The organism is Cellulomonas fimi, assembly GCF_028583725.1.
Classification (GTDB): Bacteria; Actinomycetota; Actinomycetes; order Actinomycetales; family Cellulomonadaceae; genus Cellulomonas; species Cellulomonas fimi_B.
In genome coordinates, this window is sequence record NZ_CP110680.1 from 103,610 (window position 1) to 127,257 (window position 23,648).

17 protein-coding genes are annotated in these 23,648 nt (G+C 73.5%); 10 read left to right on the top strand and 7 right to left on the bottom strand.

The features are described from left to right. The first annotated feature begins 137 nt into the window (after positions 1–137). The 4 genes from OOT42_RS00475 to OOT42_RS00490 all read left to right on the top strand — a co-directional run bounded on the left by OOT42_RS00475 (position 138) and on the right by OOT42_RS00490 (position 7,641). Positions 138–1,706, top strand: coding sequence for a pectate lyase (locus OOT42_RS00475; protein ID WP_273653020.1), 1,569 nt, complete (start codon positions 138–140; stop codon positions 1,704–1,706). A 198-nt stretch (positions 1,707–1,904) separates the two neighbouring features. After that, positions 1,905–2,582: a hypothetical protein gene (locus tag OOT42_RS00480; RefSeq protein ID WP_273653021.1), complete on the top strand. Its 678-nt coding sequence runs from the start codon at positions 1,905–1,907 to the stop codon at positions 2,580–2,582. Beyond that, positions 2,579–3,814, top strand: coding sequence for an alpha-amylase family protein (locus OOT42_RS00485; protein WP_273653022.1), 1,236 nt, complete (start codon positions 2,579–2,581; stop codon positions 3,812–3,814). The genes OOT42_RS00480 and OOT42_RS00485 overlap by 4 nt, the downstream gene beginning before the upstream one ends. Before the next feature lie 488 nt (positions 3,815–4,302). Next, the gene (locus tag OOT42_RS00490) at positions 4,303–7,641 is read left to right on the top strand and encodes a glycosyl hydrolase (RefSeq protein ID WP_273653023.1); all 3,339 of its coding nucleotides are present in this window, start codon (positions 4,303–4,305) and stop codon (positions 7,639–7,641) included. 136 nt (positions 7,642–7,777) lie between these two features. Here OOT42_RS00490 and OOT42_RS00495 read toward each other — a convergent pair whose 3' ends face one another. The 4 genes from OOT42_RS00495 to OOT42_RS00510 form a co-directional block, all read right to left on the bottom strand. Further along, complete coding sequence (locus tag OOT42_RS00495) at positions 7,778–8,755, bottom strand: LacI family DNA-binding transcriptional regulator (RefSeq protein ID WP_273653024.1); 978 nt, start codon at positions 8,753–8,755, stop codon at positions 7,778–7,780. 157 nt (positions 8,756–8,912) lie between these two features. Further along, positions 8,913–9,668 (bottom strand): AIM24 family protein, encoded by a 756-nt coding sequence (locus OOT42_RS00500; RefSeq protein WP_273653025.1) that lies wholly within the window; start codon positions 9,666–9,668, stop codon positions 8,913–8,915. Then, the gene (locus OOT42_RS00505; protein ID WP_273653026.1) at positions 9,668–10,309 is read right to left on the bottom strand and encodes an AIM24 family protein; all 642 of its coding nucleotides are present in this window, start codon (positions 10,307–10,309) and stop codon (positions 9,668–9,670) included. The genes OOT42_RS00500 and OOT42_RS00505 overlap by 1 nt, the downstream gene beginning before the upstream one ends. A 13-nt stretch (positions 10,310–10,322) precedes the next feature. Beyond that, the gene (locus tag OOT42_RS00510) at positions 10,323–10,940 is read right to left on the bottom strand and encodes an AIM24 family protein (RefSeq protein ID WP_124342867.1); all 618 of its coding nucleotides are present in this window, start codon (positions 10,938–10,940) and stop codon (positions 10,323–10,325) included. A gap of 430 nt (positions 10,941–11,370) precedes the next feature. Here OOT42_RS00510 and OOT42_RS00515 point away from each other — a divergent pair, with 430 nt between their 5' ends. The 5 genes from OOT42_RS00515 (at position 11,371) to OOT42_RS00535 (ending at position 19,719) form a co-directional block, all read left to right on the top strand. Then, positions 11,371–11,514, top strand: a complete 144-nt coding sequence (locus tag OOT42_RS00515; RefSeq protein WP_273653027.1) for a hypothetical protein — start codon at positions 11,371–11,373, stop codon at positions 11,512–11,514. 60 nt (positions 11,515–11,574) lie between these two features. Further along, on the top strand, positions 11,575–13,488 hold the full coding sequence (locus OOT42_RS00520) for an HSP90 family protein (RefSeq protein ID WP_273653028.1): 1,914 nt from the start codon (positions 11,575–11,577) through the stop codon (positions 13,486–13,488). Then, a complete protein-coding gene (locus OOT42_RS00525; protein ID WP_273653029.1) occupies positions 13,485–16,391 on the top strand; it encodes a hypothetical protein in 2,907 nt (968 codons plus the stop codon). The genes OOT42_RS00520 and OOT42_RS00525 overlap by 4 nt, the downstream gene beginning before the upstream one ends. Positions 16,392–16,507: 116 nt before the next feature. Continuing rightward, positions 16,508–17,419: a formate dehydrogenase accessory sulfurtransferase FdhD gene (gene fdhD, locus OOT42_RS00530; RefSeq protein ID WP_273653030.1), complete on the top strand. Its 912-nt coding sequence runs from the start codon at positions 16,508–16,510 to the stop codon at positions 17,417–17,419. Further along, positions 17,416–19,719 carry an FdhF/YdeP family oxidoreductase gene (locus OOT42_RS00535; RefSeq protein ID WP_273653031.1) on the top strand — a complete coding sequence of 768 codons (2,304 nt, stop codon included), beginning with the start codon at positions 17,416–17,418 and terminating at the stop codon, positions 19,717–19,719. Before fdhD ends, OOT42_RS00535 begins: the two co-directional genes overlap by 4 nt. Before the next feature lie 70 nt (positions 19,720–19,789). Here the strand turns inward: OOT42_RS00535 and nirD are convergent, their stop codons facing one another. Then, the gene (gene nirD, locus OOT42_RS00540; RefSeq protein WP_273653032.1) at positions 19,790–20,149 is read right to left on the bottom strand and encodes a nitrite reductase small subunit NirD; all 360 of its coding nucleotides are present in this window, start codon (positions 20,147–20,149) and stop codon (positions 19,790–19,792) included. Continuing rightward, entirely contained in the window at positions 20,146–22,737 is a 2,592-nt protein-coding gene (gene nirB, locus OOT42_RS00545) for a nitrite reductase large subunit NirB (protein ID WP_273653033.1), read from the bottom strand. The genes nirD and nirB overlap by 4 nt, the downstream gene beginning before the upstream one ends. Positions 22,738–22,951: 214 nt before the next feature. Here nirB and OOT42_RS00550 point away from each other — a divergent pair, with 214 nt between their 5' ends. Next, entirely contained in the window at positions 22,952–23,278 is a 327-nt protein-coding gene (locus tag OOT42_RS00550; RefSeq protein ID WP_273653034.1) for a hypothetical protein, read from the top strand. Here the strand turns inward: OOT42_RS00550 and OOT42_RS00555 are convergent. After that, complete coding sequence (locus OOT42_RS00555; RefSeq protein ID WP_273653035.1) at positions 23,275–23,532, bottom strand: hypothetical protein; 258 nt, start codon at positions 23,530–23,532, stop codon at positions 23,275–23,277. The two genes, OOT42_RS00550 and OOT42_RS00555, sit on opposite strands and share 4 nt — an antisense overlap. Positions 23,533–23,648 lie beyond the last annotated feature (116 nt).

Below are 23,648 nucleotides of genomic sequence, written 5' to 3' on the forward strand. Positions count from 1 at the left end.
TGTCCTACGATCGAGAAACCGGTTACTCACACGGTGGGTGACGTCTGCAGAACCCGCGACGACGCGGCGCAGCGCCCAGGACGGCGCGCGGGACGCACCACGGCACTGCCCCTTCGATGACGAGGTGAGAGGCAACGATGAACCGACCAGTCGCAGTGCGACTTCTCGCGGCAGGAGCCACCACGGCTCTGGCCGCCACGATCGGCCTGACCGCCCTGGCCGCCCCCGGCGCCGTGGCGGTGACGGGCAGCGCGAACGGCTACGCGGCCCAGAACGGCGGCACCACCGGCGGCGCGGGCGGCACGACCGTCAAGGCCACGACCGGCACGGCCATCCACCAGGCGCTCTGCGGACGCGCCAGCACGAGCACCCCGATCACGATCCAGGTCGAGGGCACGATCACCGTCGGCAACACCGCCAAGGTGTCGGGGAGCTGCAACACCGCCGCCGGCGTGATCGAGCTCAAGGGCATCAGCAACGTCACGATCGAGGGCGTCGGCAACGGCGCCACGTTCGACCAGATCGGCATCCACATCCGTGACTCGAAGAACATCATCATCCAGAACGTCACGGTGAAGAACGTCAAGAAGTCCGGCTCGCCCACGTCGAACGGCGGCGACGCCATCGGCATGGAGAGCACGGTCCGCAACGTCTGGGTCGACCACGTGACGCTCGAGGCGTCGGGCGGCGAGTCCGAGGGCTACGACGGCCTGTTCGACATGAAGGACGACGTCCAGTACGTGACGCTGTCCTACTCGATCCTGCGCAACTCCGGCCGCGGCGGCCTCATCGGGTCGAGCGAGTCCGACACGGGGAACAGCTTCATCACGTTCCACCACAACCTGTACTCGAACATCGAGTCCCGGACGCCGCTGCTGCGCGGCGGCACGGCGCACATGTACAACAACCACTACGTGAACCTCACCAAGTCCGGGATCAACTCGCGGGCCGGCGCGAAGGCGAAGGTGGAGAACAACTACTTCGAGGACTCGAAGGACGTGCTCGGCACGTTCTACACGTCCGAGCGGGGGACCTGGCAGACCGCCGGCAACATCCTGGACAACGTGACCTGGTCCTCGACCGGCTCGGACAACTACCCCGCCGGCCCGAGCATGGCGTCGACCACCACGGTCTCCGTGCCCTACTCCTACAGCCTCGACGGCGCGTCGTGCGTGCCCAGCGTCGTCTCCGCGACCGCCGGCGCGAACAAGGGCCTGAAGACGTCGAACGGCTCCTGCACGCCGACCACTCCGAGCCCGACGCCGACGCAGACGTCGAACCCGACGCCGACCCAGACGTCGAACCCGACGCCCACGTCCAACCCGACCACGCCGCCGAGCGGCACCAACCTCAGCATCGGCGCGGGCGCCGACGGCTCGAGCAAGGCGTCGGGCACGAGCTACGGCAACGTGATCGACGGCTCGACCAGCACCTACTGGTCGCCCTCCGGCTCGACCGGGAAGATCTCGGTCAAGTGGGGCTCCGCCAAGACGATCTCGAAGATCAACGTGATCCAGGCGTCGGGCGGCGGCTCGATCACCTCGTGGAAGGTCCTCAACGGCGACAACGGCGCGACGCTCGCGTCCGGCAGCGGCGCCCCGGGCGTCGTGTCCTTCTCGTCGACGTCCCTCAAGAAGGTGACGCTGGAGATCGTGAGCGCGTCGGGCACGCCGCGCATCGCCGAGCTCCAGACGTTCGCCGGCTGACAGCCCGCACGGGTGGCAGCCTGACGGGTGGCAGCCCGACGGGTCGCGTGAGCGGCCCACCGGGCCGGGTGACCGACATCCCGGCCCACCACGGGGAGCCCCGGGGGTCCAGCACGAGGACCCTCGGGGCTTCCCCACGTCTGCCCGGTCGCTCGTCCGCGCCCGTCGCGTCGCGGTCCGGAGTAACGTCCAGCGACCGTGGACGCCTCGTACCCGCCGCCCGGTCCCCTCGCCCCGACGCCCCCGCGTCGCTCGCTCGTCGGACCGGTCCTCCTGACGTCCGCCGGTGCGCTGCTGCTCGTCGCGACGATCGTCGTCGCCCTCCTGGTCGTGCGCACGTTCCTGTCGCTGCTGCCCCTGAACGTGATCGACGGCGCGGGGAACCCGGGGTCGGCCGCCCTGGCCTCGACCGACGTGCCCGGCGTCGTCGACGTCACCCTGGAGCCGGGCCGCTACGACGTGTTCCTGGTCGTCGACGACGCCGACGCGCACACCGGTCTGGACGCGGACGTGCAGGTCGTCGGGCCGGACGGGTCGTCCGTCGAGGTCGACGACGCGCCCGGCGTGAGCATCAACGCGCAGCGCGGCGACCGCCGGGCGTTCAACGTCGCGGCGTTCACGGTGACCACCGCGGGCGAGCACACGGTCGTGGTCCCCGGCTCGCCGAGCGAGGGCGCGCTCGCGGTCGTCGCGCAGGGGCAGGCGACGTCGTCGTTCGTCGCCGGGGTGTTCGGCACGATCGGGGGCGTCTTCCTCGCCGTGGTCCTCGGCCTGGTCGGCCTCGGCCTGACGGTGGGCGGCGTCGTCTGGTGGGCGCTGCGCGCGCGGACCCGTACGGTCGGACCGTCGGGAGTCGTCGGCCGAGGAGGGGCATGAGCTGGGTCGAGCACTGCATCTGGTGGCACGTCTACCCGTTGGGGTTCACGGCGGCGCCGATCCGGACGGAGCACGACGCGGCGCACCGTCTGCGCCACCTGGAGGCGTGGCTCGACTACGCGGTCGACCTGGGCGCGTCGGGGCTCCTGCTCGGGCCGGTGTTCGCGTCGGAGACGCACGGCTACGACACGCTCGACCACTTCCGGATCGACCCGCGCCTGGGGGACGACGAGGACGTCGACCACCTCGTCGCCGCGTGTCGTGACCGCGGGCTGCGCGTCGTCCTCGACGGGGTGTTCAACCACGTCGGTGCGGGTCATCCGTGGGTCCGTGAGGTGCTGGAGGGCGGGCCCGACGGCCCGCTCGCGGACGTGCTCCGCGTCGACTGGTCCGCGCCGGGCGGTCCGCGGCTCGGCGACTTCGAGGGGCACGGCTCGCTGGTCGCGCTGAACCACGGGTCGCCGCGGGTGGTCGACCTGGTCGCGCGCGTGATGACGACGTGGCTCGACCGCGGCATCGACGGCTGGCGGCTCGACGCGGCCTACGCGGTCCCGACCGAGTTCTGGGCGCAGGTCCTGCCGCGGGTGCGCGCGTCGCACCCCGACGCGTGGTTCGTCGGCGAGGTCATCCACGGCGACTACGCCGCGATCGCGCAGGCGGCGACGTTCGACTCGGTGACGCAGTACGAGCTGTGGAAGGCGATCTGGAGCAGCCTCGTCGACGGCAACTTCTACGAGCTCGACTGGGCGCTGCAACGGCACGCCGAGATCCTGGGCAGCGTCCTGACCAGCACGTTCGTCGGCAACCACGACGTCAGCCGGATCGCGTCGACCGTCGGGCCGGAGGGTGCCGTGCTGGCGCTCGTCGTCCTCATGACCGTCGGTGGCGTGCCGTCCGTCTACTACGGCGACGAGCAGGGGTACACCGGTGTCAAGGAAGAGCGGCTGGGCGGCGACGACGACGTGCGTCCGTCGATGCCCGCGTCGCCGAGCGACCTCGCGGCGTGGGGCGCCGACACGTTCCGCCGGCACCAGGAGCTCATCGGGCTGCGTCGTCGGCACCCGTGGCTGGTCCGGGCGACGACCACGGCGACGTCGCTGACCAACACGCGCTACGCCTACACGGCGCGGGCGGGCGACGAGGCGCTGCACGTCGAGCTCGACGTCACCGCCGGTCACCGCGCGGTCGTGCGCGACGACGCCGGGACGGTGCTGTTCGAGTACCGCGCCTGACCGGGGTGGCCCGGGCGGGTCCCGACGCCGCCGCACGCGTACGTGCGGGTGACGCGCGTCCCCGCGGGGGGTGCGGGCGGTGTCCCTCGTCCGGGGACGACTTTCTCCTTCCGCTTGACTTTGCCCGGCGTCGCCAGCAGCCTTGACGCTCAAACGCCGGTGACACGAGTCAACGACCGTGACCAGGCCTCAGAGACGAGGTCTGGCGCCGGCGACGGACTGCACCACGGCGGTCACGAGCCGCCCGCACCACGCCGACCACGAGGCACGGCCCGCGCTGCGACAGGGACGTCGCACCGGTACCGCGCCGACGACCGGCGCCCGCCCCGCACCGGCGTCGCGCGACGCCGGTGAGCCCAGCACGCCCGGCGCGCACGTCCCCCGACGCCCGCGCCGACCCCGGTGCCGCACGACGCGTCGACGACGACCGCCGCACGGCACCCGACCCGAGAAACGGAGACCGTCGGATGTCATCCCATCCCCTGCCGGTGAGGGCGCGAGCCGTCGACCGGCGCGCCCTCGTGGCGATGATCGTGGTCGGCGCCCTCGTGGCGTACCTCGTCCAGGCGCTGTTCCTGCCCGTGCCGCGCGCCGCTGCCGTGAGCGTCGGCGCAGGCAGCTACGCGGAGGGGACGCCCAGCGGCGGCGCGGTGCCGACGGAGTGCAACGGCACGCCGGTCACCAACCCGCGCGCGCACGTCACGTCGAGCTTCCCGGCGGGGGCGATCCCGACGAACGACTGGTGGACGTCGCTGCTGTGGCGCAAGTTCGACTGCAACGCGATCTCCGAGAACCTCGTCGCGCACCCGCTGACGTTCAAGGCGTTCACGAACGGCCTGGGCGTGAGCTACCCGACGACGCCGAGCGTCTCCGGCACGTCGACGGGCGTGAGCGAGTACCACTACTCGTACGCCGAGGACTTCCGGCTCGGCGTCGCGGGTCTGACGTCGGACGGCAAGGTCGACACGTACTCCGACTGGACCGTCACCGAGCTGTGGAGCAACGGCTCGAGCAGCCTGCGCACGACGTTCGGGCACGGCCTGCCGTTCGTCTACGCGACGAAGACCGGCGGCAACGCGACCCTGACGACGACGGGCACCCCCACGGTGTGGAGCAACACCAACGCGGCGCTCGGCTTCACGGTCAACGGCCACGACTACGCGGCGTTCGCCCCCTCCGGTTCCACGTGGAACATCTCGGGGACGTCGATCAGCTCGTCGCTGAACGGCAAGGACTTCTTCTCGGTCGCGGTCCTCCCGACGGCGTCGGGGAGCAGCACGTCCGACAAGGTCGCCGCGCTCAACGCGTACGCGACGTACGCGCACAACCACGTGACCGGCACCAAGGTGTCGTGGTCGTACAACGAGTCGACCGCGCGCATGACGGCGACGTACGCGTTCACCACGACCGCCAAGCAGGGGTCGGCCACCGGCACGGTCTACGCGCTCTACCCGCACCAGCGCGACCAGCTCTCGGGCGTCACGCCGAGCAGCTACGCGTACGTCTCGCCGCGCGGCCCGATGCGCGTCGTCATCGGCTCGTCGCAGTTCCAGACGATCGCCGCGTTCAACGGTGTGCTCCCGCAGCTCGCGGCCACCGGCTTCACGCCCGGGTCCGCCGACGCGACGCAGCTCAACGGCTACGTCGACCAGGTCGCCGCGACCGACCCGTTCGCGGGCTTCGGCGAGGACACCTACTGGACGGGCAAGGCCTTCGGCCGGGCCGCGCAGGTCATCCAGATCGCGCACCTCACGGGCAACACCACCGCGCGCGACAAGCTGCTCGCCTCGGTCAAGACCCGCCTCACCGACTGGATGACCGCGTCCTCCGGCGAGACGCAGCGGGCGTTCTGGTACAACCCGTCGTGGGGCACGCTCATCGGCTACCCCGCGTCCTACGGCTCGGACACCGACCTCAACGACCACCACTTCCACTACGGCTACTACGTCGTCGCGGCCGCGAACGTCGCGCAGTTCGACCCGTCGTGGGCCGCGGACGCCGCGTACGGCGGCATGGTCAACACCGTCATCAAGGACGCCGCGAACTGGGACCGCAGCGACACCCGGTTCCCGTTCCTGCGCGACTTCGACATCTACGCCGGCCACGACTGGGCCTCCGGGCACGGCGCGTTCGGCGCGGGCAACAACCAGGAGTCGTCGTCCGAGGGCATGAACTTCGCCAGCGGGCTCATCCAATGGGGCCAGGCGACGGGCAACAAGACCGTCCGTGACCTCGGCATCTACCTCTACACGACGCAGGCGTCGGCCATCGAGAACTACTGGTTCGACACCGACGACGAGGCGTTCCCGGCCTCCTTCGGGCACTCCACGGTCGGCATGGTGTGGGGCGACGGCGGCGCGTACGCGACGTGGTTCTCCGCCGAGCCCGAGATGATCCAGGGCATCAACCTGCTGCCCAGCACCGCGGGTCACCTCTACCTGGGCTACAACCCGTCGTACATCGGCCGCAACCTCACCGAGCTCGAACGCAACAACGGCGGCAAGGCGACGGTGTGGAAGGACATCATCTGGGAGTTCCAGGCCCTCGCCGACGCTCCCACGGCGCTGTCCGAGTTCCGGTCGCAGGCGAGCTCGTACACCGTCGAGGAGGGCGAGTCCCGGGCGCACACGTTCTACTGGCTGAAGAACCTGTCCGTGCTCGGCACCGTCGACCGGTCCGTCACGGCGAACACCCCGCTGCACGCGGTCTTCGTCAAGAACGGCACGCGCACCTACCAGGCCGCCAACATGGGCAGCTCCGCGATCACCGTGACGTTCTCCAACGGGGTCACGCTGTCCGTGCCGGCGCGGTCCGTCGCGTCGACGACGGGCGGCTCGACCGGCGGCGACACCACGGCGCCCTCGACGCCGTCGGGGCTGTCCGCGTCCGGCACGACGTCGTCGTCGACCACGCTGTCGTGGTCCGCGTCGACCGACAACGTCGGGGTGACCGGCTACGAGGTGCTGCGCAACGGCACGGTCGTCGGCTCGACGTCCGGCACGACGTACACCGCCTCCGGGCTGTCCGCCGGCACCGCCTACACGTTCGCCGTCCGGGCGTACGACGCGGCCGGCAACCGGTCGTCGTCGAGCAGCTCGGTGAACGTGACGACGCCGTCCGGCACGGGCAGCGACACGACGGCGCCCTCGACCCCGTCCGGGCTGTCCGCGTCCGGCACGACGTCGTCGTCGACCACGCTGTCGTGGTCCGCGTCGACCGACAACGTCGGGGTGACCGGCTACGAGGTGCTGCGCAACGGCACGGTCGTCGGCTCGACGTCCGGCACGACGTACACCGCGTCCGGCCTGTCCGCGTCCACGGCGTACACGTTCGCGGTCCGGGCCTACGACGCCGCCGGCAACCGGTCCGCCACCAGCGGCTCGGTGTCCGTCACGACGTCGGCCGGCACGGGCACGGGCGTCGACGCGACGTCGCGCATCCAGGCCGAGGCCTTCAACGGCCAGTCCGGCACCGCGACCGAGGCGACGTCCGACACGGACGGCGGGCTCAACGTCGCCTGGATCGGCAACGGCGACCACCTGCGGTTCGACAACGTCCGCTTCGGCACCACGGCCCGCACGCAGTTCAGCGCGCGCGTCGCGTCCGGTGCGGCGGCCGGGGTCAGCGGGCTCGTGGTCGTCCGGCTCGACAGCCTCACCGCGCAGCCCGTCGGCTCGTTCGCGATCGGGAGCACGGGCGGCTGGCAGACGTGGCGGACGGTCCCGACCAACATCGCGGGCGTGACCGGCACCCACACGGTCTACCTGACGTTCGAGTCCGGTCAGCCGGCCGACTTCGTCAACGTCAACTGGTTCACGTTCCAGTAGGCCGACCGACGACAGGGCGCACCCGCCGGGCTCCACACCGGTGGGTGCGCCCTCGGCGCGTCAGGACTGCTCGCGGTCGCGTCGTGGGGCGTCAGGCCGGGACACGACGACGTGACCGGGACCTCGACGGCCAGGGTCAGGTGGACTCGCGCGCGACGACGTGGAAGACGTCGCTCGTCTGGGACGGTGGCCGGACCGCCGGGTCGAGCGCGGCCAGCACGGACGCGGCCAGGTAGGACGCCTGGGCGTCGATGGCCTGCCAGATCGTGGTGAGCGGGGGCGCCGCGAGCTTCGCGGTGGGGATGTCGTCGACCCCGATCACGGCGACGTCGTCGGGCACCCGCAGCCCCTCGGCGCGCAGCCCGGCGAGCACCGCCAGCGCGACCTCGTCGTTGTAGGCGGCCACCGCGGTCACCGGCTCGTCGCCGGACCGCCACGCGCGGACGGCGGCCGTCGCCGACTCGACGTCCAGGCCGACCGCCGCGACGCGCGGCGCCGGCAGGCCGTGGTCCTCGCACGCCGCCCGCACACCCGCGAGCCGTCGGTCCGCGAAGGCCGCGAGCCGGTCGTCGGCGGGAGCCGCATACGCCAGCGACCGGTGCCCGCGCTCGACGAGGTGGTCCACCTGGAGCGCGCCGATGTTCGTCTGCGGGACGGAGAAGATCTCGGGGTGCGGGTCCTCGTCGAGCGCCGTGCCGACGACCGGGATACCGGCCCGACGCATGGCGTACGTGTCCTCGTCGGCGAACGGCGCGAGGCCCAGGACCGCGCACGGCGTCACCGCGCGCCACAGGTCGGCGAGCGACCCCTTGCCGCGCCCGCTGTGCACCAGCACCGACAGCCCGTGGTCCGCGAGCGTCGTCGTGAGGTGGTCGATGAGCGTGTCGATGACCGGCCCGACCGTCCAGTCGGGCAGGACCACGAGCACGAGGTCGGAGCGTCCCGAGCGCAGCGTCCGCGCCGCCGCGGACGGGGTGTAACCGAGGCGGGCGGCCGCGTCGAGGACGCGCTGCCGGGTCGCGTCGGTGATGACGACGCCGTCCTTGGCGTTGAGCACGTAGCTCACCGTGGTGCGCGAGACACCGCTCTCCCGGGCCACGTCGGCACTGGTCACGCGCGGCACGGTCTTCCTCCTCAACCTGGCCGGACTGCGCCGACCACCCTAGACCCGCGCACGGGCCCGGCGACCGAGGCGTCGTCGAGAAACGCGCGCACGGCGCAACGCCCCGCCGCCCGCGCGACGAGTCGTGCGAGTGGCGGACGGCCCGGCGTCAGGCCTGCTGCGAGCGCGCGACGAGCTTGTGACCGAGCTGCCCCGCGGAGTGGGCGTCGAGCATCTGCGTCTGCGCCTCGACGATCCGCAGCAGCGCGGGGTCGTGCCGCTGCACCTCGGACGACTGCAGCAGCACGGTGCCCTTGCCGGTGAAGTCGTACTGGCGCTCCTCGCCGGACTCGCGACCGAACATCATCTGCACGCCCGACACGAGCGAGTGCGCCATCCAGTTGTAGTCGTAGTGGTGGCTCGGCGACGGGCAGTCGGCCCAGCCGAGCAGCGCCTCGGGGTCGGCGCGGAACGGCGGCTCGACGAAGATGACGGGCCCGTTCGACGACGCGAGGAACTTGCCCGTGCCGATGAGCGTGACGAAGCCCGGGACGATCGACTGCTTGAGCTCGAGGCCGGTCTCGAACGCGAGCAGGTTGGTCTGCTTGATCGTGAGGTTGCCGTCGCCCAGGTCGTACGAGTTGATGTCGTTGCCGCGGTCGCCGATGACGAGCTTGCCGCGGCCGCTCGCGACGACCCACTCCTGCGCGTACAGCGGCGACGCGAACCGGGCGGCGACCCACGCGGCGCGCGAGGCGTAGGCGCTCACGGCGGAGAAGTCGATGTTGCCGTAGTACGCGATCATCGCGCCCTTCGACGTGAACCACTCGCCGTTCAGGTCGATCGAGAACGAGTACGCGTTGACGTTGTCGTTCGCCGGGAGGGTCCGGGCGTCGTAGATCGTCGTGTCGATCCCGCTGATCATCAGAACTTCTCCTCGGACGCCTGGACGTAGACCGTGCCGTGACCCGACACGTGGAGCTGGAACGCCTCGCCGGACCCGCGGCCCACGAGGTCACGCAGGCCGACGCTGGCCTTGAGGTCGATGTTCAGCGCGCCCGTGTGGCCGACGTACGCCTGCGGGTCGACGCCGACGACCTCGCCGTTGAGCGGCAGCGGGAACGTGCCGCCGTGCGACAGCAGCGCGACCGACCCGTGCCCCGAGATGCGGGTGGTGAACAGGCCCTGCCCGGTCATCGCGCCGCGGACCGCGGAGCGGATGCCGCCCTGGCCGATGAACTCGACGCTGGTCTGGAGGTTCGCGTCGTGCGCGAGCAGCCGGTCCGCCTCGACCGTGAGCGAGTCGCCGCTGAGGTCGATCACCGTCACGTGCAGGCCGCGGAACCCGTACAGGACGGAGCCGTTGCCCTCGGTCGCCATCATCGGGTTCGACTCGCCCGACATCGCCGCGCCGACGAACCCGCCGACGCCCTGTCCCTGGCCGCTGATCGGCCGGAACGACACGTTCCCCTCGTACCCGAGCATCGCGCCGCGGCGCGCGAGCACCGGGTTCTGCGTCGTCACGGGGATGCGGACGACCTTGCTGTTGACCTTCTCGAACGCCATCGTCGTCGCCCTCTCAGCGCTCGGCCGGCTGGATGTAGACGGTGCCGTTGCCCTCGAACCGCAGGGAGAACGGCTCGCCGCCGTCCTCGCCGATGACGGACCGCCAGGAGACGCCCGACACGAGGCTCATCTGCGTCTGGCCGGTGCCCGCGACGTACACGTCGGGGTCGACGACCAGCGGCTCGCCGGGCGTGACGGCCAGCGCGATGAGCGGGCCCTCGGACATGATCGCGACCTGGCCGGTGCCGGTGACGGTCGTCGTCGCGAGGCCCTGCCCGGACGTCATGCCGCGCAGACCGGCGAACTGCACGTCGAGCTGGAGGCCGTCCGTGACGGCGAGGATGTGGTCGGACTCGACCGTGAGCCGGTCGTTCTGCAGCTGCACGACGGTCACGTCCATCGCGTCCTGCGCGAGGTAGACGCGGCCCGCGCCGCTGCACGTCATGAGCGAGATCGACTCGCCGGCGACGCGCTGCTTGAGCGCGGCGCGGAACCCGCCGCCGCCGCCCATGCCGGCCGACTTGAACTCGACCTTGCCGGTGTACGCGACCATCGAGCCGGACGCGGCCCGGACGGAGTCGCCCTGGAGGTCGGCGTGCAGGACGCGCTTGTCCGCGGTGAGGACGGCCACGGTTCCCCTGTCTGACGGGCGCGCGCCGGGGCGCGCGGGCGGAGGGTGACGCCGCGAGCCGGGGGCGGTGGGCGTCAGGACTCCGGGGAGCCTAACCGTGCGGTGCGACGCCTGCGGCGCGTTCCAGCCTCCAGGGCAGGTGATTCCCCGACTCGGGGGAACCGCGCCCCGGACGCGACGACGCGACCCCGCGCCGACAGCGCGACATCGATCTCTCGCGCTCGCGCCGATGTCGCTCCGACGCCGCCGTCCGTCACTTCGACGCCGAGGCGGTCAGTCTCGGCATCTCACGGGGGGAGGTCCTGCGTCGCCATCTGGAGGCTGAGGTCACGCGCGACGAGTCCCGGAGCGTCTCCATGACGGGCGCGGACCGGGACCGGTTCGCCGCCGCCTACTCCGGCCTCGCCGACCCGCACGTCATGGGCGCCGCGTGGCGGTGACGGCGTGGCTGGTCGACGAGTCGGCCCTGGTCCGGCTCCCGTACGCGGTGGACCGTCACCTCTGGCAGTCGCGGCTCGAACGCCGTCCGCTCCGCATCACCGTCGTCACCCTCGAGAGGCTCGACTTCGCCTGAGCCCCGTCCCGAGCCGGAGAACCGGCCCGGGGCGTCGGGGTTGGCCCCTACAGTTCACGGGTGCCTGACGACGGGACCATCGGGACGACGACGCAGAGCGCCTTCCAGGTCGACCTGCGCGGCGTCGTCGAGCTGCTGAGCCACCACCTCTACTCCGGCCCGCGCGTGTACGTGCGCGAGGTCGTCCAGAACGCGGTCGACGCGGTGACGGTGCGCGGTGCGCGCGACGACCGGCCGGCGCTGCTGCTGGTCCCGGCCGACGTGTCCGCGGACGGCCGGCTGCACGCGATGGACTCCGGGGTCGGGCTCGACGAGGACGACGTGCGCACGTTCCTCGCGACGATCGGCCGGTCGAGCAAGCGCGACGAGCTGGGCCTGGCGCGGTCCGACCTTCTCGGGCGGTTCGGCATCGGCCTGCTGTCGTGCTTCATGGTCACGGACGCGATCGAGGTCGTGTCCCGCCGCGGCGACCGGGGCGACGAGCCGCCGGTGCGCTGGGTCGGCGAGGCGGACGGGACGTACCGGCTCCAGTCGTGGGCGGCCGACGGGCAGATGGACGACGAGCGCGCCGACTGGCTCGCCGCCGGGCCGGGCACGTGCGTCGCCCTCGCACCGCGGCGCGGCTCGGAGCACCTGCTGAGCAGCGCGAGCGTCGTCGAGCTGGCCCGGCACTACGGCGCGTACCTCCCGCACCGCGTGGTCGTCCGCACGCCCGACGGCGACGTCGAGGTGAGCGACCGGACCCCGCCGTGGCGCGAGACGGACCCCGAGCGGCGGCGTGACGCGTGCGTGCGGCTCGCGGAGACCGAGCTCGGCGGGACGCCGTTCCACGTGCTCCCGATCCGCGTGCCGGAGGCCGGGCTCGACGGCGTCGCCGTGATCGCCGGTCAGCGGTCGTCCAGCGCACGGCACGGGCGCCACCGCGTCCACCTCAAGGGCATGCTCCTGTCGGACCAGGTGCCGGACCTCGTGCCGGAGTGGGCGTTCTTCGTCCGGTGCGCGGTCGACGCGGAGCTGCTGCGTCCCACGGCGGACCGCGAGGGGCTCGTCGAGGACGACCTGCTGGAGCACGTCCGCACGTCGATCGGCGAGCAGGTGCGCGCGTGGCTCGTGCGGCTCGCGGCGACGCAGCCGCACCGGTTGCGCGAGTTCCTGTCGCTGCACGACACCGCGGTGAAGGCGCTCGCGCTGCACGACGACGAGCTGCTGCGCATCGTGCTGCCGCTGCTGCCGTTCGAGACGAACCAGGGCGTCACGACGCTGCCCGAGCTGCTGGCCACGACGGACGTCGTCCGCGTCACGCAGTCGATCGACGACTTCCGGCAGGTCGGGGCGGTGCTCGCCGCGCAAGGCGTGGCGGTCGTCAACGGCGGGTACACGTTCGACCTCGCGCTCGTGCACCGTCTGGTCGACGTCCGGCCGGACGCGGTCGTCGAGCGCGTGACGCCGACGGACGTCGAGGGCCACGTGCGGTTCGTCGGGGAGGAGCGCGCGCGCGAGGTCGCGTCGGCGCTCGACGAGATCCGGGCGGTGCTCGACGCCGTCCAGGTGGACGTCGAGCTGCGGTCGTACGCACCCGCGACGCTCCCCGCGCTGCTGGTCGAGGACGACGCCGCGCACGACCGCCGCGAGGTCCGGGCGGTGGCCGCGGAGGTCGACGACGCGTGGGGTGCGCTGCTCGGCGCGTTCGACGACGGTGGCAGCGACCGCCCGCGCCTGCTGCTCAACGACGCCAACCCGACGGTGCGGCGCGTCCTCGCGCTCGACGACGCGACGCTGCGCGGCCTGGCCGCCGAGACGCTGTACGGCCGCGCCCTCCTCGCCGCCCCGCGCCGTCTGCGCCCCGCCGACTCGGCCCTGCTCGACCGCTCGTTCAACGCCCTGCTCGACCGTGCGGTCGCGACGGTGACGCCCGCCATCGAGACCCCCGCCACCGAGACCCCCGCCACCGACCCCGAGGGGACGACCCGATGACCGTGACGCGTGCCGAGGTCGAGGAGCTGCTCCAGCGGCTCGCGCAGACGCCGCCGAACGCGAAGCCCGACGTCGCGACGGAGCTCGTGCAGGTCGCCGACGCGCAGGGCGACGCCGACCTGCGGTTCCGCGCCCGTCTGGCGTACGTGTCGTCGTTGCACCACGCCAACGACCGGCACCGCATGTTCGCGCCGTTCGTCTACGTGCTCCAGCAGTACGACGCCGCGCCCGGCTGGATGACGGAGGAGCAGCGCTGGGAGGTCCTCTGGCTGCACAAGTGGATGGTCACGTGGCTCGTCGACCACCCGCAGGTGCCGCTCGCGCAGCTCCAGGAGGTGCTCGACGGGATGCGGCGGCGGTACGCGGAGGCCGGCGAGGGGCTTGCGCCCGTGCTGGGGTGCGCGTACGTGCTGCGCGCGCACGTCGACGGTGAGGCCGCGGCCGAGGCCGAGTTCGACGCGTGGGTGCGCGCGCCGCGCACGCACCTGTCGGACTGCGAGGGCTGCGAGCCGTCGGCGCGCATCGCGCACCTCGCCGAGCTGGGCCGCCACGAGGAGGTGCTCGCCGAGCTCGCGCCCGTGGTCGACGGCGACGTGGGGTGCAGCGAGCAGCCGCAGGTCGCGATCGGCGAGGCGCTGACGTCGCTCGTCGTCGTCGGCGACCACGACCGCGCCGCGACGCTGCACCGCACCGCGTTCCGGGCGAGCCGGTCCAACCCCGCGGACACGGCCTCGGTCGCCCGGCACCTGCACGTGCTCGCACGCACCGGCAACCTCACGCGCGGGCTCGAGGTGCTGGGCGAGCAGCGGCACGCGCTCGAGCACCCCTCGTCGCCCTACGCGGGGATGGAGCTCGCCGCGGCGGCGACGCGGCTGCTGCACGCGGTGGTCGCGGCCGGGGACGGCGAGGCGACGGTCCGCGGTGGCGGTCGGCCGCCCGAGCGCGCCGCCGACCTGCTGGTCCGCGTCGAGGAGCAGACGTGGTCGCTCGCGCGCGCGTTCGACGAGCGCAACGGCACGACGGCCGTCGGCGACCGCGTCCGCGCCTGGGTCGAGGCACCCGACCTCCCGCACCTCCCGCTCGGCCCCGTCACGGCACCGGCCGAGACGGTCGCGCGCCTCGACGTGGTCCGCACCCCGCTCGACCCGACGTTCGGCGCCGACCCCGGCGGCCTCGACCTGCCCGCGCTCGCGGAGCTCGTGATCCTCGCGCGCCGGCGGGCGTCGACCCCGACGTGGACGCGCCTCGTGGCGCACTGGAAGACGCGCCGCGACGGCGAGCTCGCGGCGCTCGACCGTGCCGACACCGTCGCCGTGCGCGCCGCGGCCGACCTCGACGCCTTCGCGCTCTGGGCGCCGTCGCCGCACCCCGACCTGTCGCTCGCGACCAGCGCCGCGGAGCTCTACCGGACCCTCGGCGACGAGGCCGAGGCGGTGCTCGTCGAGGTCCTGGCCGACCTGCACGCCGGTCGCCCGGTCGACGTCGCCGCCGTGATCACCGCCGTCGACGCGCACGGCACCCCCGTGCAGCGGGCGCGTGCCCGCTCGCGGGTGGCCGCCGAGGCGCTCGAGGAGCAGGCGCGGGCGCTCCACGCGGACGCCTACGCGATCCTCGTCGAGGCCCGCCCGACGTCCGCCGAGGACCGGTCGGTCGCGGCACGCGTGCTGCTCGACGTCACGCCGTTCGGCCCCGACCGTCCGGCGGTCCTGCAGAGCGCGCTCGACCTGCTCGACGACGGCGACGAGCCCATGCTGCGCGCGCAGGTCGCCTCCGAGCGGGCCGTCGCGAGCGCACAGGAGGGCGACCTCGACGCGGCGCACGCGCACTTCGACGAGGCCGCGCGGGTCGCGCGCGTCGCCGGTGCGCCCGAGGTGCTGCTCCAGGTCGAGGCGCGCCGCGCGCACGTGCTCGCCGGGACGGGTCAGCCGGACCGTGCGGAGGTGCTCGCGCTCGCGGTCGCCGCAGCCGCGCGCGAGGTCGAGCGCCCGGACCTCGCGATCGAGCAGAGCACGCTCGCGGCGCAGCTCATGGCGTCGCGCGGGCGCGAGCTCGAGGCCGTCGAGGTCGCCGAGGCCGCGCTCGGGCTCGTCTACCCCGACGCCGCCGTGTCGCGGCAGCACCGCGCGCTGCGCCGCCACCTGCGCGCGCAGCTGCTCGACCTCACGTCGCGCCTGTCCGCGGCGCTCGGCGAGCAGGACCGCGCCGTCGCGCTCGCCCGCGAGGCGGTCGACCTAGCGAGCGGCCCGGCTGAGCCCGGCGCCGAGCCCGACCCGGGAGCCGCGGCCGTCGTCGCGCGCCTCGCCGGGCTGGTCGAGGACGACGACGCCGTCGAGGCCACCCGCCTCTACGCGCACGCGCTCGACCTCGCCGAGCGCGCAGGTCAGGACGCGTTCGCGCAGGTCGTGCGGCGCGAGCGGGTCGCCGCGCGGTTCGACGCCGACGGGGTCGACGCGGCCCTGCGGGACGTCGACGACGCGGCCCGGTCCAACGCGGCGGCCCACGCCCGCACGCTCGCGGACCCCGAGGCGGCCGCTGCGTGGCAGGGCTGGGACTTCGCGTGGGAGGACGTCGTGCTGGCGGGGATGCGCAGCCGCGTGCTCGCGTCGGCGGGGCTCGTCGACGACGCGCTCGCGGCCGTCGAGGGGCTCCCCGCGCGGTGGGACGAGGTCGGCGGGCGGGTCGAGGCGATCGACGCCGAGATCCTGCGCGGCCGGCTCCTGCTGCACACGCCCCGACCGGACGAGGGCGTCGCCGCGCTCGAGTCGGCCGCGCTGCGCGCCCGCGCCGCCGGGGAGACGTCGCTCGTGCACTCCGCCGCCGGTACGGCCGCGAGCTGGCTCGACGAGTCCGGTCGTCCCGCGGAGGCGCAGGCGCTGTGGGACCGCCTGGTCGCGGACGTCTGACGCGGTCGCCGGCACGGGTCGCCGGCGCTCGCTGCTCCGCCAGCGGCCGTCGGTCCCGGGGTCGCCGATCGCGTGGACGTCGCTCGCCGCGCGCCCGGCGGCGCGATGATGGGGTGATGTCGAGGATCGCGGTCCGCACCCGGGTCACCCGGATCACCGTCGACGGGCCGCCGCGCCACGTCGAGGACCTGCTCGCCGCCGAGGAGCCGCTGGAGATCCGCGTCGGGGGCCGGTCGCTCGTCGTGACGATGCGCACACCCGGCCACGACGTCGAGCTCGCGCAGGGGTTCCTCGTGTCGGAGGGCGTCGTGTCGCGTCGTGAGCACGTCGCCGCCGCCCGGTACTGCGCGGGTGCGACCGTCGACGGGGAGAACACGTACAACGTCCTCGACGTGACGCTCGGGCCCGGCGTCCCCGCTCCGGGCGCACGCGTCGAGCACAGCTTCCTCAGCACGTCGGCGTGCGGGCTGTGCGGCAAGTCGAGCATCGACGCCGTCCGGACGCACTCGTGCTGGACGGTCGACGGCGACGACCTCGTCGTCCCGCCCGCGCTGCTCGCGACGTTCCCCGATGCGCTGCGCGAGCACCAGGACGTCTTCGCGAAGACGGGCGGCCTGCACGCGGCCGCGCTGTTCGACGGGCGCACGGGCGACCTGCTGGTACTGCGCGAGGACGTGGGCCGGCACAACGCGGTCGACAAGGTCGTCGGGTGGGCGCTCGCCGCGGGGCGGCTGCCGCTGCGCGGGACCGTCCTCATGGTGTCGGGGCGCGCGTCGTTCGAGCTCACGCAGAAGGCGTGGATGGCGGGGATCCCGTTCCTCGCGGCGGTGTCGGCGCCGTCGTCGCTGGCCGTGGACCTCGCGCGGTCGGCGGGGATGACGCTCGTCGGGTTCCTGCGCGGGCCGTCGATGGTCGTCTACGCGGGAGCCGAGCGCGCGGCGGTGCCTCCGCCCGGCAGGCCGCCGACGTCGGACGGCGCCCTCGCGGCCAGGGCCCAGCCGCAGCCCGTCGAGGCGGTCGCCCGATGACGCGTCGGCCGCCCGTCGTCGACCCGGCCGCGGCGCCGTCGACGGAGGTCCACCGGCCCGCGTCGTGGGCCGTCGGCCTGCCGTCGGTGTCGAACGCGATGGCGTACGCGGTCGGCGAGATGGGCGCGGCCCGCGCGCTGCGGCTGCTCACGAAGCTCAACCAGAAGGACGGCTTCGACTGCATGAGCTGCGCGTGGCCCGACCCGGACCACCGCGGCATGGCGGAGTTCTGCGAGAACGGTGCCCGCGCGGTGAGCTGGGAGGCGACGCAGCTGACCGTCCCGACGTCGTTCTGGGCGGAGCACTCGCTCACGGACCTGGCCGGGAAGTCGGAGTACTGGCTGGGCGCGCAGGGCCGGCTCGTCGAGCCGGTGCACAAGCCCGCGGGCAGCGACCACTACGTGCCCGTGACGTGGGAGGACGCGTTCCGGATCGTCGCGGACCGGCTGCGTGGGCTCGACTCTCCGGACCAGGCGGCGTTCTACACGAGCGGGCGGGCGGCGAACGAGACGGCGTTCGTCTACCAGCTGTTCGTGCGGGCGTTCGGCACGAACAACCTGCCCGACTGCTCGAACATGTGCCACGAGTCCACGGGGTCCGCGCTCGGCGCAACCATCGGGATCGGCAAGTCGACGGTCACGTACGACGACTTCGCGCAGGCGGACCTGATCGTCGTCATGGGCCAGAACCCAGGCACCAACCACCCGCGCATGCTGACCGCGCTGGAGGACGCCAAGCGGCACGGCGCGACGATCGTCGCGGTCAACCCGCTGCCCGAGGCGTCGCTGAAGCGGTTCCGCAACCCGCAGCGGCTGCGCGGTGCGGTCGGGCACGGGACCGACATCGCGGACCAGTTCCTGCGAATCCGCAGCGGCGGCGACATGGCGCTGCTCCAGTGGGTCTCTCGACGCGTGCTCCAGGCGGAGGAGCGCGCGCCCGGGACGGTGCTCGACCACGCGTTCCTCGACGCGCACACGCTCGGCCTCGACGACTTCCGCCGGCACGTCGCGGACCTCGACGAGCAGGAGGTCCTCACGGCCACGGGCCTCACGGTCGCGGAGATGGACGAGCTCGCCGACCGCTACCTCGCGGCGGGCCGCGTCATCGTCACGTGGGCGATGGGTCTGACGCAGCACCGCAAGGGCGTCGACACCATCAAGGAGATCGTCAACCTCCTGCTGCTGCGCGGGAACATCGGCAAGCCGGGCGCGGGTGCGTCGCCGATCCGCGGGCACAGCAACGTGCAGGGGGACCGGACGATGGGCATCTGGGAGCGCCCGCCGGACGCGTTCCTCGACGCGCTGGCCGCCGAGTTCGCGTTCGAGCCGCCGCGGCACCACGGACTCGACTCGGTCGCGTGCGTCGAGGCGATGCAGCGCGGCGACGTCAAGGTCTGGTTCTCGCTCGGCGGCAACTTCGTCGGTGCGATCTCCGACACCCGAGCGGCCGAGGCCGCGGTCCGCGGCACCGACCTCACCGTGCAGGTGTCGACCAAGCTCAACCGCTCGCACGCCGTGACGGGCGCGGAGGCACTCATCCTCCCGACGCTGGGCCGGACCGACCTCGACCTCCAGGACACCGGCCCGCAGTTCGTCTCGGTCGAGGACTCGGTGTGCGCGGTCCACGCCACGCACGGCCCGCTGCCGCCGGTCTCGCCGCTGCTGCTCTCGGAGATCTCGATCGTCACGCGCCTCGCCCGGGCGGTCCTGGGCGACGACGGGCCGATCGACTGGGCGGGGTTCGAGCGTGACTACGACACGATCCGCGACGCGATCTCCCGCGTCGTGCCGGGCTTCGCGGACTTCAACACGCGCATCCGCCAGAAGGACGGGTTCGTCCTGCCGCACGGGCCGCGCGACTCACGCACCTTCCCGACGCCCAGCGGCAAGGCGCTCCTCACCGTCAACGACCTCGTGCCGGTGGAGTGCCCGCCGGGCCGGTTGATCCTCCAGACCGTCCGGGCGCACGACCAGTTCAACACCACGATGTACGGCCTCGACGACCGCTACCGCGGCATCCGTCGCGGGCGCGACGTCGTCCTGGTGAATCCTGACGACCTCACGGACCTCGGCCTGGCCGACGGCGACCGCGTCGACGTGCACAGCGAGTGGCCCGGCGAGGCCGACCGCGTCCTGCCGAACCTCCGCGTCGTCGCCTACCCCACGTCACGCGGGTGCGCGGCGGCGTACTTCCCCGAGGCCAACGTGCTGGTCCCCCTCAAGAGCACCGCCCTCGACAGCAACACCCCGGTCTCCAAGGCGATCATCGTCCGCCTGGCCCGCCGCCCGTCCGCCCCCTGACGCCCCGACCGCGGCGTGGAAGGAATGGTTCGCCCGACGGCACAGACCTTCCACGCCAGAGGCCGGCGTCTCAGGTGCGGCGGACGAGAACCCGGCCGGCGACCACGTCGGCCGTCCAGGTCGCCAGGTCAACGACGTCGTCCCGCGGCGTCTTGCCGCCGGTGTCCAGGCACTCGCCCGTGCGCAGGTCCCACACCTGCTTGTGCATGGGCGACGTCACCGTGGGGGTGTCGCCGACGGACCCGACGATCCCGCGCGCGACGACGTTCGCCCCCGCGAAGGGGTCGCGGTTCTGCACGGCGAGGACGGTGTCGTCGGCGAGGCGGAACAGGGCGACCTGCACGCCGTCGACGAGGGCGGCTGCCCCGCGCTCGGGGACGAGGGCGTCGAGGCCGCAGACGTCGGTGCTGACAGTCGTCGTGGTGGTCACCGGGTCACCTCCAGGGTGAGCGTGCGCGCGACGCGCGGGTCGTGGTGCGCGACCTCGCCGGGCTCGGCGGGGCGGACCTGCCCCCGCAGCGGCGTGTACGCGAGGTCGGGGTCGTGCGAGCCGGGTGCGTTGACGAACGCGGTGAACCGGTCGAGCTTGTCGGGGTCCTCCAGGGCGGCGGCCCACTCGTCGCGGTAGTCGTCGACGTGCGCGGCGATGTCGGCCTCGAGGTCGGCGGCGATGCCCTCGCTGTCGTCGACCAGGACGGCCCGCAGCGCCTCGATGCCGCCCGGGTACTCGGCGACGAACGGCGCGGTCCGCTGCAGCCGGTCGCCGCGGCGGACGTACAGCGCGAGGAAGCGGTCGATGACGGCGACGAGCCCGTCGTCGGTGAGGTCCTCGGCGAGCAGGTCGGCGTGCCGCGGGTTCGCGCCGCCGTTGCCGCCGACGTAGACGTTCCAGCCGCCCGCGGTCGCGATGACGCCGACGTCCTTGCCGCGCGCCTCGGCGCACTCGCGCGCGCATCCGGAGACGCCGACCTTGAACTTGTGCGGCGTCCGCAGGCCCCGGTAGCGGTTCTCCAGCAGGATGCCCATGCTCACGGAGTCGCGGACGCCGAACCGGCACCACGCCGACCCCACGCACGACTTCACGGCGCGCAGCGACTTGCCGTACGCCTGCCCGGACTCGAACCCGGCGTCGATGAGCCGCTGCCAGATCGCGGGGAGCTGGTCGATGCGCGCGCCGAACATGCCGATCCGCTGCGCGCCGGTGATGCGCGTGTAGAGGCCGAACTCCGCCGCCACCTCGCCGAGGGCCACGAGCTTCTCCGGCGTGATCTCGCCGCCCGGCACCCGCGGGATGACGGAGTAGGTGCCGTCCTTCTGCAGGTTCGCCATGACGTGGTCGTTGGTGTCCTGCAGCCCGGCGTGCTCGCGCTCCAGCACGTGCCCGGCGCGCAGCGAGGACAGGATCGACGCGACGACGGGCTTGCAGACGGCGCACCCGCGGCCGGTGCCGTGCGCCGCGACGATCTCGGTGAACGTGCGGGCCTCGCCGGCGGCGACCAGCGCGTACAGCTCGGCACGGGGCATCGCGAAGTGCTCGCACATGGCGCGCGACACCTCGATGCCCGACGCCTCGAGCTGGGCGTTGACGATCTTGGTGACGACGGGGACGCACGAGCCGCAGACGGTGCCGGCCTTGGTGCACGCCTTGACCTCGCCGACCGTCGTGCAGCCGTGCGCGGTGACGGCCTCGCGGACGGTCCCGGCGGTGACGTTGGTGCACGAGCAGACGACGACGTCGTCGGGCAGGTCGGCGCCGGTGTCGGGCGCACCCCCCTCGGGCGCGAGGAACGCGGACGGGTCCGCGCCGAGCGGGCGGCCGAGCATCGGGCGCAGCTGCGGGTAGAGGGCCGCGTCCCCGACGAACACGCCGCCGAGCAGCGTGCGGGCGTCGTCGGACACGACGAGCTTGCGGTAGGTCTTCGCGACCGGGTCGGTGAACGTGACCTCCAGCGCACCCGGGGTCAGCGCGTTGACGTCGCCGAACGACGCCGCGTCGATCCCGACGCCCTTGAGCTTCGTGCCCTCGGGAGCGGGCGTGTAGAGGCGCGGGCCGCCGAGCAGCCGGTCGACGACGACGTCAGCCATCGCGTTGCCCGGTGCGACGAGCCCCGTGCACTCGTTCTCGAACGACGCGCACTCACCGATCGCCCAGATCGCCGGGTCGGACGTGCGGCACGACGCGCCGATGACGACGCCGCCGCGCTCGCCGATCGCGAGGCCGGACTCGCGTGCGAGCCGGTCGCGCGGCCGCACGCCTGTCGAGAAGACGACGACGTCGGCGGGGATCTCGTCGTCGCCGGACAGCCGCATGGTCGCGACGGCACCGTCGTCGCCCGCCGCGAGCCCGGTGCAGCCGGTCGTGGTCCGGACGTCGATCCCGAGCCCGTCGACGAGGACCCGCAGCGCCTCGCCGCCGCCCGCGTCGAGCTGCACGTTCATCAGGTGGTCGGCGAACTCGACGACCGTCGCGCTCGCGCCGAGGTGCTGCAGCGCCGCCGCGGCCTCCAGGCCGAGCACGCCACCGCCGACGACCGCGCCGCGCAGCGGCCGGCCGAGCACCGCGGACCGGTCGGCGACCCACTCGCGCAGCTCGTCGAGGTCGGTCAGCGTCCGGTACCGGAACACGCCCGGCAGGTCCGTGCCCTCGGTGCGAGGCGTCCACGCCCACGAGCCCGTCGCGAGCACGAGCTGGTCGTACGGCAGGACCACGCCGGAGCGGGTCGTGACGGTCTGCGCGTCGCGGTCGAGCTTGTCGACGGCGTCGCCGGTGATCAGCGTCGTGCGCGGGTCCTCCCACACGCCCGGCTCGAGCGCGAGGTCCGCGGGCGTGCGGTCCGCCGTCAGCAGCTCGGACAGGTGGACGCGGTCGTACGGCACCCACGGCTCGTCGCCGACGACGGTGACGTGCCAGCCGTCCCCGGGCGCCCGGTCGAGCAGGCCGGCGACGAGGCGGTGGGCGACCATGCCGGCGCCGACGACGACGACCCGGCCGAGTGCGGGCGGAGGGGTGGTGCGCATCGGAGTGGACTCCTGACGGGGGACGAACGGTGCTGCGCCCAGCATCCGTGCACGTCCGGGCCTCGCGACGGGCCCTTGGGCCCACGCAACCTCACACGGCGCCGGGGGGTCGTGAGAGAACTCGGGCCGACGTGCCCGACCGGCTCCCGACGACCCGTCGCCGCACGACCGGAGGTCCCTGGCCGGCGCCCGGCCGCCACGCCACGATGGCGCCGTGATCACCCTCTACCTGCACGGCCGGCTCCGGACGACGCGCGCCGACCTGGAGGCGTTCCTCGTGCGCGCGCGCCCGGTGTACGAGGAGCCCGGTGGCATCCGCACGCGGTTGCAGTGGGCGCTCGACGACCCCGCGGCGTTCGTCGAGATCATGGAGTACGCCGACCGCGCGACGTACGACGCCGACCAGGTCCGCGTCGAGCAGGACCCGACGATGCGCGCGCTGCTCGCCGAGTGGCGTACGCACCTGGACGGCCCGCCGCGCGTCGTCGCGTACGCCGAGGCGGACCTGCCGCCTGACGCGTCAGTGACCGGCGACCGCTAGTCGCCCCCGCCGCCTCCGTCGGAGCCGCCGCCCCCGTCGAACCCGCCGCCGCCGTCCCAGCCGCCCCCGTGGTCGCCGTGCCCGCCCGCGTCGCCGCCGGACCACGGGCGACCGGTCGAGCGGGAGCCGCCGCTGCGCCGCGGGAGCAGCAGGATCGCGATCGCGACCAGCACGAACACGACCACGAGCCCGACCGCTCCGGGAGGGAAGCCGGGGTCGGGTGCGGGTGGTGTCGCGAGCGCGAGCGGGGGCATGGCGGCGTTTCTAGCGCACGCGACGGGGTTCGCGTGGCGGAACGGGACATTCGTCCCGCGGTCGGGTGACCCGCGGCTGGGAGAGTCGCGTTGAAAGGATTCAGACCGTCGACGAG

Bases quoted from the DNA above. Each gene is read 5' to 3' on its own strand.
- OOT42_RS00475 (WP_273653020.1), top strand. From the start codon at position 138: ATGAACCGACCAGTCGCAGTGCGACTTCTCGCGGCAGGAGCCACCACG.
- OOT42_RS00485 (WP_273653022.1), top strand. From the start codon at position 2,579: ATGAGCTGGGTCGAGCACTGCATCTGGTGGCACGTCTACCCGTTGGGG.
- OOT42_RS00500 (WP_273653025.1), bottom strand. From the start codon at position 9,668: ATGATCAGCGGGATCGACACGACGATCTACGACGCCCGGACCCTCCCG.
- OOT42_RS00505 (WP_273653026.1), bottom strand. From the start codon at position 10,309: ATGGCGTTCGAGAAGGTCAACAGCAAGGTCGTCCGCATCCCCGTGACG.
- OOT42_RS00525 (WP_273653029.1), top strand. From the start codon at position 13,485: ATGACCGTGACGCGTGCCGAGGTCGAGGAGCTGCTCCAGCGGCTCGCG.
- fdhD (WP_273653030.1), top strand. From the start codon at position 16,508: ATGTCGAGGATCGCGGTCCGCACCCGGGTCACCCGGATCACCGTCGAC.
- OOT42_RS00535 (WP_273653031.1), top strand. From the start codon at position 17,416: ATGACGCGTCGGCCGCCCGTCGTCGACCCGGCCGCGGCGCCGTCGACG.
- nirB (WP_273653033.1), bottom strand. From the start codon at position 22,737: ATGCGCACCACCCCTCCGCCCGCACTCGGCCGGGTCGTCGTCGTCGGC.
- OOT42_RS00555 (WP_273653035.1), bottom strand. From the start codon at position 23,532: ATGCCCCCGCTCGCGCTCGCGACACCACCCGCACCCGACCCCGGCTTC.